At 75.8% G+C, this 13411-nt stretch carries 15 protein-coding genes; 6 read left to right on the top strand and 9 right to left on the bottom strand.

Annotated elements, in window-relative coordinates; translation table 11 throughout:
* Positions 1–8: 8 nt before the first annotated feature.
* Positions 9–659 carry a GntR family transcriptional regulator gene (locus FHR36_RS06070; protein ID WP_253794389.1) on the top strand — a complete coding sequence of 217 codons (651 nt, stop codon included), beginning with the start codon at positions 9–11 and terminating at the stop codon, positions 657–659.
* Between the two features lie 2 nt (positions 660–661).
* Positions 662–1132, top strand: coding sequence for an OsmC family protein (locus FHR36_RS06065; RefSeq protein WP_253794387.1), 471 nt, complete (start codon positions 662–664; stop codon positions 1130–1132).
* Between the two features lie 11 nt (positions 1133–1143).
* Here the strand turns inward: FHR36_RS06065 and FHR36_RS06060 are convergent, their stop codons facing one another.
* Together FHR36_RS06060 and FHR36_RS06055 are read right to left on the bottom strand one after the other, a co-directional pair.
* On the bottom strand, positions 1144–2733 hold the full coding sequence (locus FHR36_RS06060) for an ABC transporter permease (RefSeq protein WP_253794385.1): 1590 nt from the start codon (positions 2731–2733) through the stop codon (positions 1144–1146).
* Positions 2730–3632 (bottom strand): ABC transporter ATP-binding protein, encoded by a 903-nt coding sequence (locus tag FHR36_RS06055; protein WP_253794384.1) that lies wholly within the window; start codon positions 3630–3632, stop codon positions 2730–2732. The genes FHR36_RS06060 and FHR36_RS06055 overlap by 4 nt, the downstream gene beginning before the upstream one ends.
* A 94-nt stretch (positions 3633–3726) precedes the next feature.
* Between FHR36_RS06055 and FHR36_RS06050 the strand changes: the two genes are divergently transcribed.
* Positions 3727–4221, top strand: a complete 495-nt coding sequence (locus FHR36_RS06050) for a GbsR/MarR family transcriptional regulator (RefSeq protein WP_253794382.1) — start codon at positions 3727–3729, stop codon at positions 4219–4221.
* Between the two features lie 21 nt (positions 4222–4242).
* On the opposite strand, the gene FHR36_RS06045 is transcribed toward FHR36_RS06050, so the two are convergent.
* The 4 genes from FHR36_RS06045 to FHR36_RS06030 form a co-directional block, all read right to left on the bottom strand.
* Positions 4243–5346: a hypothetical protein gene (locus FHR36_RS06045; protein ID WP_253794380.1), complete on the bottom strand. Its 1104-nt coding sequence runs from the start codon at positions 5344–5346 to the stop codon at positions 4243–4245.
* Positions 5347–5422: 76 nt separating this feature from the next.
* Positions 5423–6442 (bottom strand): TolB family protein, encoded by a 1020-nt coding sequence (locus tag FHR36_RS06040; protein ID WP_253794378.1) that lies wholly within the window; start codon positions 6440–6442, stop codon positions 5423–5425.
* Positions 6439–7737: an MFS transporter gene (locus tag FHR36_RS06035; protein ID WP_253794376.1), complete on the bottom strand. Its 1299-nt coding sequence runs from the start codon at positions 7735–7737 to the stop codon at positions 6439–6441. The genes FHR36_RS06040 and FHR36_RS06035 overlap by 4 nt, the downstream gene beginning before the upstream one ends.
* A 6-nt stretch (positions 7738–7743) precedes the next feature.
* Entirely contained in the window at positions 7744–8634 is an 891-nt protein-coding gene (locus FHR36_RS06030) for an alkaline phosphatase family protein (protein ID WP_253794374.1), read from the bottom strand.
* Between the two features lie 249 nt (positions 8635–8883).
* Here FHR36_RS06030 and FHR36_RS40250 point away from each other — a divergent pair, with 249 nt between their 5' ends.
* From FHR36_RS40250 to cobC, 3 genes are all read left to right on the top strand, one after another.
* Positions 8884–9300 (top strand): cobalamin biosynthesis protein, encoded by a 417-nt coding sequence (locus FHR36_RS40250; protein WP_344586031.1) that lies wholly within the window; start codon positions 8884–8886, stop codon positions 9298–9300.
* Between the two features lie 286 nt (positions 9301–9586).
* The gene (locus FHR36_RS06020; RefSeq protein ID WP_407660787.1) at positions 9587–9775 is read left to right on the top strand and encodes a cobalamin biosynthesis protein; all 189 of its coding nucleotides are present in this window, start codon (positions 9587–9589) and stop codon (positions 9773–9775) included.
* Positions 9772–10812, top strand: coding sequence for an Rv2231c family histidinol phosphate aminotransferase CobC (cobC, locus tag FHR36_RS06015; RefSeq protein ID WP_253794372.1), 1041 nt, complete (start codon positions 9772–9774; stop codon positions 10810–10812). Before FHR36_RS06020 ends, cobC begins: the two co-directional genes overlap by 4 nt.
* Before the next feature lie 3 nt (positions 10813–10815).
* Here cobC and FHR36_RS06010 read toward each other — a convergent pair whose 3' ends face one another.
* From FHR36_RS06010 to FHR36_RS39835, 3 genes are all read right to left on the bottom strand, one after another.
* The gene (locus FHR36_RS06010) at positions 10816–11610 is read right to left on the bottom strand and encodes an MOSC domain-containing protein (protein ID WP_253794370.1); all 795 of its coding nucleotides are present in this window, start codon (positions 11608–11610) and stop codon (positions 10816–10818) included.
* Positions 11607–12164, bottom strand: a complete 558-nt coding sequence (locus FHR36_RS06005; RefSeq protein WP_253794368.1) for a hypothetical protein — start codon at positions 12162–12164, stop codon at positions 11607–11609. Before FHR36_RS06005 ends, FHR36_RS06010 begins: the two co-directional genes overlap by 4 nt.
* 70 nt (positions 12165–12234) lie before the next feature.
* A complete protein-coding gene (locus FHR36_RS39835; RefSeq protein WP_253794366.1) occupies positions 12235–13368 on the bottom strand; it encodes a M48 family metallopeptidase in 1134 nt (377 codons plus the stop codon).
* Positions 13369–13411 lie beyond the last annotated feature (43 nt).

Here is a 13411-nt window from a genome sequence, read left to right as displayed (position 1 = left end):
GTGGCCTCATGCGAACCGAATCAGCGCACCAGCGCCTGCGCGAGCTGATCCTCGACGGCGGGTACCCGCCGGGCTCGCGGCTGACCGAGCTGGACGTGGCGGCGGCCCTGGAGGTGAGCCGGACGCCGGTGCGCGAGGCGTTCCGCTCGCTGGCCGCCGACGGGCTGGTGGTGGCGGCCGGGCGCGGGGTACGGGTGGTGGAGCTGGACGCCGGGGAGCTGGCGCACTGCTACCGGGTCCGGGCCGCGCTGGAGGGCCTGACCGGGGAGCTGGCCGCCGCGCGCCAGCGGGCCGGCCGGCTGGCGCCGGCCGAGCTGACCGACCTGGAGCGGCTGGCGGACCGTACCCACGAGGCGACCGCGGCGGGCCGGCTGACCGAGGCGGTCCGGCTCAACCGGGCGTTCCACCGCCGGGTGGCGGAACTGGCCGCCAATCCGGTCGCGCTGCACTCGCTGGACCGGCTCTGGGACCGCATCCAGGTCTCCACCCGGACGTCGCTGCGCGTGCCGGGCCGCACCGACCTGGTCGACGCTCAGCACCGCGCACTGCTCACCGCGATAGCCGCAGGGGATCCGGTCGCGGCGGCGGAGGCCGCCCGCCGGCACGTCCTGGACACCTGCACCATCCACAGCAGCACCGACGCCGACGAGACGGAGTAGCCATGCCGAAGCCGCACACCTACGCGGTCCGGGTCACCTGGACCGGCAACCTCGGTACCGGGACCGACACCTACAAGTCGTACGAGCGCGCCCACGAGATCACCGCCGAGGGCGTGCCGCCCATCCTCGGCAGCGCGGACCCGACGTTCCGCGGCGACCCGTCCCGGTGGAACCCGGAGCAGTTGCTGCTGGCGGCGCTCTCGCAGTGCCACATGATGTCGTACTTCCACCAGTGCGCCGTCAACGGCGTGGTGGTCACCTCGTACGTCGACGACGCGGTGGGGACGATGGTGGTGGCGGGCGGCGGCGGGCACTTCACGGAGGTGGTGCTGCGCCCGCGCATCGAGATCGCCGAGGAGTCGATGCGCGAGCGCGCGCTCGCGCTGCACGGGCCGGCCCAGCAGGGCTGCTTCATCGCGGCGTCGGTCAACTTCCCGGTGCACCACGAGCCGACCGTCACCGTCCGGGCCTGACCCGAAACGCCTTACCCCAGATCGCGGCGGCGCAGGCCGACCAGGCCGGCCGTCGCGAGGGCGGCGGCGACGGCGGTGAGCCAGAGCAGCGGGGCGGCGGTGACGTCGCCGCCGGGCAGGTGCGGCAGGTGGGTGAACGGCGAGAGGTCGAGCGCCCAGCCGGGCAGGCGCACGATCGGTCCGAGCCAGGCGATCAGCAGGAAGACGGCCAGCACCGCCCAGCCGGCCGCCGTCCAGCGGGGCAGCAGTCCGTACACCGCGAGGGCGGCGGCGGCCGTCAACCAGACCGCCGGCAGCTGGGCGAGCGCGGCGAGCGGCAGCCGGACGAGGGCCTGGCCGAGACCGCCCGCGGTGGCGCCCTCGGCGAGTCCGGCGACGGCGCCGGCGACCGCGAGCAGCAGGGCGGTCCCGAGCAGCGGGAAGAGCAGGTGGCCGGCCGCCCAGCGGAGCCGGGAGACGGCGCCGGCGAGCACCGGCTCGGCCCGGCCGGAGACCTCCTCGGTGCGCAGGCGCAGGACCGACTGGACCGCGTAGACGGCGGCGACCATGCCCAGCAGATTCACGATGGCGGCCAGGTAGGAGTCGAGGACGCCCTGGCGGCCGCCGAGCCGGGCCATCAGGTCGGCGACCTGCCGGTTCTGGCCGACCAGGTCGACGGCGCCCTGGGCGAGTCCGCCGAAGACGGCGCCGGCGGCGGCGAACCCGGCGCACCAGCCGATCAGCGGGCCGCGCTGGAGCCGGCGGGCCAGGGCCGCCGGGGTGGCCAGCGAGGGTGCGGCGGCGGCCGGTCCGGGCCGCTGCGGGAGCAGCCCGGCGCCGAGGTCACGGCGGGCCACCAGGGCGTACGCGCCGGCGGTCAGGGCGGCCGCGCCGGCGAGCGGGAGGAGCAGGACCCACCAGCGGTCACCGCCGAAGGCGCGGACCTGCTCGGCCCAGCCGATCGGGGAGAGCCAGCTGACCCAGTGGGGTCCGCCGTCACCGATCGCCCGGAGCACGAAGGCGAGGCCGAGGGCGGCTCCGGCGAGGCCGTTGGCGGCGCGGCCGGTCTCGGCCAGCTGGGCTGCGAGCGCGGCGACGGCGGCGAAGAACACGCCGGCGGCGGCCAGGGCCAGGCCGAAGGCCACCGACCCGGCGACGCCCTGACCGGCCGCCAGCAGGCCGCCGGTGACCAGCGCGCCCAGCAGCAGGTCGGCGGTGAGGGCGGCCAGCAGGGCGGCGGTGAGCGGGGCGCGGCGGCCCACGGCGGCCGCGGCGACCAGCTCCAGGCGGCCGTCCTCCTCCTCGGCCCGGGTGTGCCGGACGACCAGCAGGGTGGACATCAGTCCGGCCAGGACGGCGCCGAAGACGCCCATCCGCCAGGCCGTCAGTCCGCCGATGGTGCTCGCGTCGTGGACCGGCCCGTACAGGGCGCGCAGTGAGCCGTTGCCGGCGATCGAGGCGGCGAAGGAGCGGCGGTCCTGCTCGGTGGCGTAGAGCGTGCGGAAGGAGAAGGCGGTGGAGAGCACCATCGCGGTGACGGCGTAGAGCCAGGCCGGCAGGGCGATCCGGTCGCGGCGCAGGGCGAGCCGGTGGAGGGTGGCGGTGGCGGCGTAGGCGCTCATCGGGTGGCCGCCGTCGGCTCGGGCGCGACCGGCTCGTAGTGGCGCAGGAAGAGCTCCTCCAGCGTGGGCGGCCGGCTGGTGAGGCCGCGGACGCCGACGGCGGTCAGCGCGCGCAGCAGGGCGTCCAGGTGCTCGGCGTCGACCTGGCAGCGCAGCCGGGTGCCGGTGACCACGAGGTCGTGGGCGAAGGGCAGTTCGGGCGGGGTGCCGACCAGCTCGGCCTCGACGGAGGTGCGGGTGAGGTGGCGCAGCTCGGTCAGGGTGCCGCTCTCGACGGTGCGGCCGGCCCGGATGATCGACACCCGGTCGCAGAGCGCCTCGACCTCGGACAGGATGTGGCTGGAGAGCAGCACGGTGGCGCCGCGGTCCCTCGCCTCGGCGACGCAGGAGCGGAACACCTCCTCCATCAGCGGGTCGAGGCCCGAGGTCGGCTCGTCCAGGACCAGCAGGTCGGCGTCGCTCGCGAAGGCCGCGACCAGGGCGACCTTCTGCCGGTTGCCCTTGGAGTAGGCGCGGCCCTTCTTGGTGGGGTCGAGTTCGAAGCGTTCCAGGAGTTCGGTGCGGCGGGCCGGGTCGAGGCCGCCGCGCAGCCGCCCGAGCAGGTCGATCGCCTCGCCGCCGGAGAGGTTGCGCCAGAGCGTGACGTCGCCGGGGACGTAGGCGAGCCGGCGGTGCAGGTCGACCGCGTCGCGCCAGGGGTCGCCGCCGAGCAGGACGGCCGTGCCGGAGTCGGCACGGAACAGGCCGAGCAGGATCCGGATGGTGGTCGACTTGCCGGAGCCGTTGGGGCCGAGGAAGCCGTGCACCTCGCCGCGGGCGACGGTGAGGTCGAGCCCGTCCAGGGCGCGCGTCCGGCCGAAGGTCTTGACCAGGCCGGTCACTTCGATGGCGGTCGTCATGAATCGACCGTACTCTTGTTTCACAGATCCGTGAAGTTCGTGAATCACAGGAAATATCAGCTCCGGCCAGGACGGGCCGCGACGGTGGATGATCATGGGAGGCGGGCCGGTGGAGCGGGACGAGACGGCGGTCGGCGCCTTCATCGAACGGTTCGCCGGTGTCCTGGCGGACGCCGGTTTCCCCCGGATGCCCGCCCGGATCTTCAGCGCCCTGCTGGTCACCGACTCCGGCCGCCTCACCGCCGCCGAACTCGCCGACCTGCTCCGGGTCAGCCCCGCCGCGGTCTCCGGCGCGGTGCGGTACCTGACCCAGGTCAACCTGGTCAGCCGCGAACGCGAGGCCGGCTCGCGGCGCGACCGCTACCGCGTCCACGAGAACGCCTGGTACGAGGCCAGCGTCAGCCGTGACCAGGCCCTGGTCCGCTGGGAGACCAGCCTCCAGGAGGGCATCGACGCGGTCGGCGTCGGCACGCCGGCCGGCGCCCGGCTCGCCGAGTCGCTGGCCTTCTTCGCCTTCATGCGGGAGGAACTCCCCGCCCTGCTGGGCCGCTGGCGCGCGCGCCGTGCCGAGGTGCTCGGCAGCGGCTGACCCGCCCGGGGCCCGGGCGGGTCAGATCCAGCGGGACCAGGCACCGTCCTCGTCGTCCGCGCCGGGGCCGGCGGCGGGCCGCACCTCGGCCACGGCTGGTCCCCGATGGGCGAGTTGGGCCACCGCGACGGTCCGGGCCACCCGCTCCGGGTCGGCCACCGCCACCAGCACCACCGTGCCGGGGTCCTGACCGCGCCGGACGACGACCGGGCGTGCCAACGGCTCCAGGAGCACCGACCCGCCCCGCACCGTGGGCGGGTGCAGGCCCGCCAGCGCCGCCGAGCGCTGCCCGGCCGGGCCCTCGTCGGTGATCAGACGGCGGTCGGTCAGCACGTACCGGGTCCGCTGCAAGCGGCGGCGGCGCAGCAGCGGCTGCACGAGCCACGGGTAGCCGACTGCCGCCAGCGCCATCACCCCGGTGACCAGCTGGAACGGGGCCGGGCCGCCGTGGCCGAACAGCAGGATCGCCGGCGCCGCCAGCAGCAGGCCGACCGCCTGGCAGACCTGCGCCGGCCCGTCCATCCAGGGTGTCCCGCCGGGGCGGCCCGTCCACAGCACCCGCTCCCACGGCTGCAGGGCGATGCCCTTCGGCGCCGCCTGGGCCACGGGCTGCGGCTCGGACGGCGGCGGCGCGGCGGCGGTACGGCCGGCCGCGAGGGCGCGCAGCGCCCCGTCCAGGTCCGCGGGGTCGCGCAGCGCCGGTGCCGCCGCCGTCCCGAAGCGACCGCCCAGGCCGCCGAGGAAGCCCGGGCCGGTGCCCGTGGCCGACTCGAACCGCACCCGCGAGCCGCGCACGGTGGGCTCCGGCAGCCGGTCCAACCACCAACCCTGGCCGCCGTGCCGGGCGGTGCGCAGCAGTCGACGGTCGGTGATCACGTACGACTCGCGGGCGTGCCGTGTGAGCAGCAGCCACAGGGTCGGCGCGGAGGAGACGGCCGAGCCCAGCGCGAAGATGCCCATGGCCACCCCGAGTTGCCCGGGGAAGGCGTCCGTCGCGACGATCATGCGCGCCCACAGCGTCAGGCCCGCCAGGACCCAGATCGCCGGCAGCACCTCACCGACGTCGACCGACCGCCCGCGCGCGTCGCTCGCCCACACCAACCGCTCACCCGGCAGAAGCTCCACCGACCCACGCCCCTTCTCGAGGAGAACGGCACATCCTGGCACTGCGCCGCACCGGGCACCAGGGGATTCCTCGGCGCTAGCCGAGGTACGCCGGGGCAACGGCAGAGGTCATCAGGCGGGCGGGGGCGCCGGAGCCGTCGGCGGGGGTGGTCCACAGGTCGGAGCCGTAGTCGCCGGGCATCGCGTAGACCAGGGTGTGGTCGTCGGCCCACAGGGCCTGGTCGTCGATGTTGCGCTGCTCGGCGGTGGCGGTCTCGGTCATGGTGGCGAGGTCGAGGACGTACAGCCGCCACGGGGCGTCCGGGGAGGCGCCGGCGACACGCTTCTTGTAGGCGATCCGGGTGCCGTCCGGGGAGAGCGAGGGGCACTCGACGTTCTGGTGCAGGGTGGTCAGGGTGCGGGCGGCCAGGTCGCCCTGGACCAGGTAGGTCTGGCCGCCGGTGGCGACGGTGGCGTAGAAGCGGTTGTCGTCGGCGAAGGTGACGCCCCAGATGTTGGTGTCGGAGGCCCGGTAGGGGTGGCCGTCCATGATGAGGGCGAAGGTCTCCAGGTTGTCCTCGAGCCGCCAGTCGCGGGTGTCGACGATCGCGGTGCGGGTGGAGAAGTCGGTGCCGGCGTACGAGTCGCCGCTGACGAAGACGGTCCAGGCGACCAGGTGGCCGGACGGCGAGACCCGGGCGCGGGTGGGGATGCCGGCGGCCGGGAAGCGGTGCAGTTCGTGCAGCCGGTCGTCCAGCACGACGGCCTGGTAGGTGTCCTCCAGGGCGCCGTGCTCGGCCTGCAGGCAGATGCCGGTGCCGGCGGCGGCGTGGAAGCGCAGGCACTTCTCGCCGGAGACCGTGCGCGGCCCGTCCGGCCGGTCGGCCGGGACGGTGGCCAGTTCGTCGCGGTGCGGGCCCCAGGCGAGGTTGCGGACCACCAGCTGCCGGCCGGTGGGCTTCAGGGTCACGATGCCGGGGTGCACGGGCGGACCGCCGGCCTGCTCCTGGTCCCGCCTGCCGGAGCGGTCGGCGGCGTACAGCACCGCCCCGGTGCCGACGGCACCGAGCAGCACCACGGCGATCAGCAGGGTGAGCAGGCGGGCGGATCTCGTCATGCGGCGGACACCTCGTCCTCGGTCGGGTCGGTGGGCGCGGAGCGGTCCGGGCGGAGCAGGGCGGTGGCGGTGAGGGCGGCGACGGCCAGCCCGGTGGCGGTGACGGCGAGGGCGGTCCGGCCGCCCCAGACGCTCCACAGGGCGCCGAAGGCCAGCGAGCAGACGAACCGGGCGAGGGCCTGTCCGGTGCCCACCAGGGCCTGCCCGGCGCCCTGCTGGTCGGCCGGGACGGTCCCGGCGGTGGCGGCGGCCAGCACCCCGTCGGTGGCGGCGTAGAAGGTGCCGTGCAGCAGCAGGACCGCCGGGATCACCGCCGGGCCGTGCAGCGTGAGCACCAGGCCGTACCCGGCGAGCAGGGCACCGTGGCCGGCCAGGAAGAGGGTGCGCCGGCCGATCGTGTCGGCGAGCATCCCGAGCGGGACGGCGAGCAGCAGGAAGACCGCCGCGGTGCCGAGCGGCAGCAGCGGGAACAGGTGGGCGGAGAGGTGGAGTTCGCGCTGCAGCAGCAGGTAGAGGAAGGAGTCGCTGACGGTGGTCAGGCCCAGCAGCACCGCGCACAGGGTGAGCCGGCGCAGGGCGGGGCGGCGCAGCAGGACGACGGCGTCGCGCAGGGTGGGCCGGACGGCGGGCTCGCTCTCGCGCACCCGGCCGGGGACGAAGAGCAGCAGCACCAGCACGCCGAGCGCGGCCACGCAGCCGCTGACCGCGAACACCGCGTCGTACCCGTCGACCGTCAGACGCAGGATGGCGAAGGCGAGCAGCGGGCCGAGCAGGGCGCCGGTGGTGTCCATGGCGCGGTGGACGCCGAACGCCCGGCCGCGGTGCTCGGGTGCGGTGGCGAGCGAGATCATCGCGTCGCGCGGGGCGGTGCGCAGGCCCTTGCCGGTGCGGTCCACCGCGAGCACGCCGCTGATCAGGGGGAGGGTGTGGACGAGGAGCAGCAGCGGCTTGCAGACGGCGGACAGGCCGTAGCCGACCGCCGCCACCGCCTTGTGCCGGCTGCCGCCGCGGTCGGCCAGGTGGCCGCCGAGCAGCCGGACCAGGGCGCCGACGCCGTTGTTGATGCCGTCCAGCAGACCGAAGCCGAGCGGGGACAGGCCCAGCGCGGCGACCACGTACAGCGGCAGCACCGCGCTGACCATCTCCGAGGAGACGTCGGTCACCAGGCTGACCGCCCCGAGGGCGAGCACGGTGCCGGGGATCGCGGCGGCGCGCCGCCCCGGACGGGTGTCCGGGGCGACGGCCTCGTTGGTGCTGGCGCGGCTCTTGGATTGACGCGAGTCCGCGAGGTACATCCGGCGTCAGTTCCAGATACCGGTGATGTCGGAGGCGGAGGCGGCGTTGCCCGCGTGGGTGGACAGGCCGGCCAGGTCCTCCAGGGTGCGCAGCACGTTGTAGTGGTTGTAGGTGGTGGCGGTGGAGCTGCCCGCGGCGACGTGCTGGCCGTAGATCACGGTCGGGATGCGGTTGCCGGACAGCTTGTTGTCCTCGTCGAAGGTCACGACGAGCATCGAGTTGTGGGCCTGCGCCCAGGTCGCGTACGCGCTCAGGTTGTTCTTGATCCAGGTGTCGCCGGTGGAGACCGAGCAGTCGTGCATGTCGCTGCACAGGTTCGGCACGACGAACGACACCTTGGGCAGGGTGGTGTAGTCGGTCGGGAACTGGGTCATGGTCATGGCGGTGTTGGTCGGCACGTTGGAGAAGCCGAACCACGGGTTGTGCTTCTGCGCGTAGTTGCCGCTGGAGCAGACGGTCGAACCCTGGCTCGGCAGCGACTCGTTGTAGCTCTTCCAGGTCAGGCCGGCGGCGATCAGCTCGGACGCCAGGTTCGGCGCGGAGATCGAGCCGACGCCCACACAGCTGTCGTCGGTGCGGCCCTGGTTGGAGCCGGAGAACAGCATGTAGTAGTTGGGCTCGCTCGGGTGGGTCAGGCCGAACGACTGGGTGAGGTTGGCCCCGCCCGCCTTCAGGGTGTTGTTGATGTACGGGGCGCTGGAGCTGCCGATCACCTGGGTGTAGGCGTGGTTCTCCATGACCACGACCACGACGTGGTCGGGGGTGGGCAGGGTGGCGGCGTGGGCGGCGGTGCCGGTGGCGGCCCACAGGCCGAGCGAGCCGGCGGCGAGCGCCACCGTGCTGCCGATGGCGGTGAGGGTGCGCTTGGTGCGCTTCGGGTTCTGAGCGGCGGTCATTGCTGTCCTCCTGGCGAGGGACTGACAGGGTGTGGGGGTGGAGCGCCGTCACCCTAGGGTCGCTGGGTTGACGTGACCCGGCAAGAAGGGTGAAGGGCAGAAGAACGGTCGAGGCGGCCGGGTGAAGACCCGGCGACCGGCCCGGTCGCGGGACGGGGCGCAGCTCACATCCGTGTCGATTGACCCGCATCAGCCGTGCGTGGTGGGATCGTCCGGATCCGGACGTACCGGGCACGAGAGGAAGACCCGGTGGAGCAGCGCGTGGTGGTCGGGGTCGGCGCCCGCCGCGGCGCGGACGGCGCCGAGGTGCTCCGGCTGATCGACTCCGCGCTCGCCGCGGCCGCTCTGCCGCGGGGCGCGGTCGTCCTGCTGGCCACCCTCGACGCCAAGACCGGTGAGCCGGGCCTGCGCTCGGCCGCCCTGGCACTGGGCGTCCCGCTGGTCGGCCACCCGGCCGCGCTGCTGGCCGGCGTACCGGTGCCGCACCCCTCCGGGGCGGCCCGTACGGCCGTCGGCACCCCGAGCGTGGCCGAGGCCGCCGCGCTGGCCTCGGCGCCCGGCGGCGTCCTGCTGGTGCCCAAGCTGACCTCGCCGACCGTCGCGGTGGCCCTCGCGGCGGCCCGGCCCCGAGCCACCCCCGCCGAGCGGACAGGAGACCCGACGTGAGCCCCGAGCCCGACCTGCGCCACCACGGTGACGCCGAGGTCCGCACCCCCGGTCTGGTCGACCTCGCGGTGAACGTCCGCACCGGCACCCCGCCCGACTGGCTGCGCGAGCGCCTCGCCGCGACCCTCGGCGACCTCGCGGCCTACCCGGACGGGACGGCCGCCCGTGCGGCCGTGGCGGCCCGGCACCGGCGGCCGGTGGCCGAGGTGCTGCTCACCTCCGGCGCCGCCGAGGCGTTCGTGCTGCTCGCCCGGGTGCTCCGGCCGCGCTGCTGGCCGGCGTACCGGTGCCGCACCCCTCCGGGGCGGCCCGTACGGCCGTCGGCACCCCGAGCGTGGCCGAGGCCGCCGCGCTGGCCTCGGCGCCCGGCGGCGTCCTGCTGGTGCCCAAGCTGACCTCGCCGACCGTCGCGGTGGCCCTCGCGGCGGCCCGGCCCCGAGCCACCCCCGCCGAGCGGACAGGAGACCCGACGTGAGCCCCGAGCCCGACCTGCGCCACCACGGTGACGCCGAGGTCCGCACCCCCGGTCTGGTCGACCTCGCGGTGAACGTCCGCACCGGCACCCCGCCCGACTGGCTGCGCGAGCGCCTCGCCGCGACCCTCGGCGACCTCGCGGCCTACCCGGACGGGACGGCCGCCCGTGCGGCCGTGGCGGCCCGGCACCGGCGGCCGGTGGCCGAGGTGCTGCTCACCTCCGGCGCCGCCGAGGCGTTCGTGCTGCTCGCCCGGGTGCTCCGGCCGCGCCGGGCGACCGTGGTGCACCCGCAGTTCACCGAGCCGGAGGCGGCGCTGCGCGACGCCGGCCACCCGGTCCACCGGGCGCTGCTGACCGCCGACGCGGGCTTCCGGCTGACCCCCGGCGCGGTGCCCGACGACGCCGACCTGGTCGTGGTCGGCAACCCGACCAACCCGACGTCCGTGCTGCACCCGGCGGCGGCCGTCGCGGCGCTGGCCCGGCCCGGCCGCACCCTGGTGGTGGACGAGGCGTTCATGGACGCCGTCCCCGGCGAGCCCGAGTCGCTGGCATCCGTCCGCGACCTGCCCGGGCAGGTGGTGGTGCTGCGCAGCCTGACCAAGACCTGGGGCCTGGCCGGCCTGCGGATCGGCTACGTCCTCGGCCCGGCCGCGCTGATCGCCGAACTCGCCGCCGCCCAGCCGCTCTGGCCGGTCTCCACCCCGGCCCTGGTCGCCGCCGAGGCGTGCAGTTCCCCCGCCGCGCTGGCCGAGGCCGAACAGGCCGCCGAGGCCACCGCCGAGCAGCGGACGTACCTGCTCAAGGGCCTCGCCGCGCTGCCGGGAGTGCGGGTGCACGGCGAGCCGACCGCCTCCTTCGTGCTGATCGAACTGGCCGGCGCGGCCGGGGTGCGCGAGCGGCTGCGGGCGGCCGGGTTCGCGGTCCGCCGCGGTGACACCTTCCCCGGCCTCGGCGCCGACTGGCTGCGGATCGCGGTCCGCGACGAGCGGACCACCGACCGCTTCCTCGCCGCCCTGGCCGCGGCCGTCGGCGTCTGACCCTCAGTCGAGGACGACCCGGTCACCGCGGGCGATCCGGCCGCCGGTCACCACCTCGGCGTACGCGCCGACGCAGGGCAGCGGGCCGAGGCCCGGCAGCGGCTCCACCCGGTTGTGGCGGGCGGGGGTCCGCAGCGCGTCCGGGTCACGCGGCAGCCCGCCGTGCGCCAGCGTCGGGACGGCGCAGCGCGGGGTGGGCAGCAGCACGCGCAGCCGCACCTCCGGGCCGACGGTCAGTTCGCGGCCGGTCCAGGTGTTCTCCTCGAACGGCTCGCCGGCGCCGGCCAGCACCAGGTTGGGGCGGTAGCGCTCGGCCTCGGCGGCGCCGCGCGGGCCGAGTTCGGCGATCCGCTCCAGGGTGGCGGTGGTGACCAGGTGGATCGGGGCGAAGTCGAAGAAGGTGCCGGGCGGGGCGGCGCTGCCGAAGGCGTGCACGGTGGCCGCCACCTCCTGGTCCGGGCCGCTCGCCAGCACCTCCTCGGGGACGGCGCGCTGCAGTTCGGCGCCGTCCGGCCGGGAGCCGATCACCGTGACCGTCCGGCCGAGCAGTGCGGTGAGCGCCGCCTCGTCGAGCCGGCCGCCGTCCGGGCCGGTGACCGCGCCGCCGGGGCCGCCGGTGAGGGTGAGCAGCCGCTGCCAGGTGCGCGGGTACTTGGCGCTGGCGATCCGGCCGCTCTCCACGTCCAGCAGCGCGAACTCCCGGTCGCCCGCCAGGCCCCGCCCGGTCACCGCGCTCTCCGCCAACTCCTCGCCCAGCAGGGACTTCACGGGGTAGCGGTACAGGGACTTCAGGATCACGCGACACTCCCGGAGAGATCCTCGGCCCAGCGGGCCAGGGCGACGAAGTCGGCGGGCCGCAGGCCCACCCGGTGGTCGACCGGCAGGGTGAGCGCGGGCGCCGGATGGTGGGCGGCGATCCACTCGGCGTCCTGCGGCTCCACCTCGTCGTCCACCCAGGCGAACGGCCGGCCGGCGGCCCAGGCGACCAGGTGGCGGGTCTTCCAGTGCAGCCCGTCCGGGTCGCCGTGGTGCATCGACGGCCAGGGCACGTACGGCAGTCGAGGCAGGCCGAGGAGCGGGGAGAGGTGCTCGTTCGCCTCGTCCTGCCAGGTGGTGCACCACACCGGCCGGTACGGCAGGGCGAGCAGTGCCGGGCCGTGCGCCGGGTTGAGCCACAGCCGCAGCGGCGGGACGTCCTGCGGCGGCCGGTCGCGGTGGCGGGCGACCCAGGAGGCGGGCTTCACCCAGTGGGTGAGGTAGCCCTCGGGAGTGCGGTCCGGCGTCGCGGTGTACGGGACGAGCGGCCCGTCCACGTCGAGCAGCAGCAGCGGCGGTCCGGCTGGTCGCGGCATGGTCGGTCCCCTCGGTCGTCGGGGGATTGTCCGTGATCGCGGTGGGCCGCCGCCACCGCAATTCGCGGGGTCAGGTCTGCGGGCGCCAGGCGCGGGCGGCGGCGATCCGGCGGACCGAGCTCGGGTGGGTGGCGAAGAGCAGCTCCAGGATCCGCGGCGGGTCCACGTCGGCGACGTTGGCCACCGCCAAGCGGCGCTGCATCGCGATGAACTGCTCGGGGTCGCCGGTCAGTTCGAGGGCGTGCCGGTCGGCCCGGGCCTCGATCCGGCGGCTCACCGCGCACTGCGCCGGGCCGGACACCGCGCCGATCAGCGCCGCGCACGCGGCCAGCAGCGGCAGCGAGCGCGGGTCGGCCGCGTCGGTGGCGCCGGCCGCCGACAGCAGCGGCGGCCACGCGGTCAGCAGGCCGAGCACGCAGACCGCCACCGCCGCACCGAGTGCGCCCAGCACCGTGCCGAGGGCCACGTCCCGGTGCTTCACATGGCCGAGTTCGTGGGCCACCACCAGTTCGACCTCGCGCGGCTCGGCGGTGGTCAGCAGGGTGTCGTAGGCGACGATCCGCCGGGTCGCGCCGAAGCCGGAGACATAGGCGTTGAGCGCGGTGGTGCGCCGGGAGGCGTCGGCGACCAGCACCGAGCGCACCCGGATGGCGTCCCGCTCGGCCAACCCCAGCAGAGCGGACCGCAGTTCGCCCTCCGGCATCGGGGAGAAGCGGTTGAAGACCGGCTCGATCAGCAGCGGGTGGAGGAAGGAGAGCGCCACCGTCAGGGCGGCCGCCGCCCCGGCGGCCGGCACCCACCAGCGCTGCGGCGCGTGCGCGGTCAGCGCGTACAGGCCCCAGGCGAGCGGGAGGACCAGCACCAGGGTGAGCGCCAGCCCCCGCAGCGCGTCCACCGCCCAGCCGGCCCAGCCCTGGGTCACCAGGCCGTAGCCGCGGCGGATCACCCGCACCCGGGCGCCGAACGGCAGCCCCACCGCCTGGCCCAGCAGCACGAGGGCCGCCGCGCCGGCCAGCACCTCGGCGGTGCGCGAGCCGCCGAACAGCCCGCCGGCCCAGGTCACCAGGCCGGCCCCGGCCGGGGTCAGCCCGACCACCAGGGTGAGCGCCAGTGCGACCGCCCGGCCGCCGAGCAGCCAGGGCACCTGCGCCCGGCGCAGAGCGCGTCCGCGGGCGACCTGTTCGGCCGTGAAGTCCTCTGCCACGGCACCACCCTACGCGGGCGAAAATCCCGGGACGCCGCGCTCG

Source organism: Kitasatospora cinereorecta (genome assembly GCF_024172095.1).
In the GTDB taxonomy this organism is placed as follows: Bacteria; Actinomycetota; Actinomycetes; order Streptomycetales; family Streptomycetaceae; genus Kitasatospora; species Kitasatospora cinereorecta.
The sequence above is the reverse complement of the archived record's forward strand: the minus strand, read 5'-3'. Positions and strand labels throughout refer to the sequence as shown.

Bases quoted from the DNA above. Each gene is read 5' to 3' on its own strand.
- FHR36_RS06005 (WP_253794368.1), bottom strand. From the start codon at position 12,164: ATGCCGCGACCAGCCGGACCGCCGCTGCTGCTGCTCGACGTGGACGGG.
- FHR36_RS06055 (WP_253794384.1), bottom strand. From the start codon at position 3,632: ATGACGACCGCCATCGAAGTGACCGGCCTGGTCAAGACCTTCGGCCGG.
- FHR36_RS06070 (WP_253794389.1), top strand. From the start codon at position 9: ATGCGAACCGAATCAGCGCACCAGCGCCTGCGCGAGCTGATCCTCGAC.
- FHR36_RS06065 (WP_253794387.1), top strand. From the start codon at position 662: ATGCCGAAGCCGCACACCTACGCGGTCCGGGTCACCTGGACCGGCAAC.
- FHR36_RS06035 (WP_253794376.1), bottom strand. From the start codon at position 7,737: ATGTACCTCGCGGACTCGCGTCAATCCAAGAGCCGCGCCAGCACCAAC.
- FHR36_RS06030 (WP_253794374.1), bottom strand. From the start codon at position 8,634: ATGACCGCCGCTCAGAACCCGAAGCGCACCAAGCGCACCCTCACCGCC.
- FHR36_RS06050 (WP_253794382.1), top strand. From the start codon at position 3,727: ATGGGAGGCGGGCCGGTGGAGCGGGACGAGACGGCGGTCGGCGCCTTC.
- FHR36_RS06040 (WP_253794378.1), bottom strand. From the start codon at position 6,442: ATGACGAGATCCGCCCGCCTGCTCACCCTGCTGATCGCCGTGGTGCTG.
- FHR36_RS06060 (WP_253794385.1), bottom strand. From the start codon at position 2,733: ATGAGCGCCTACGCCGCCACCGCCACCCTCCACCGGCTCGCCCTGCGC.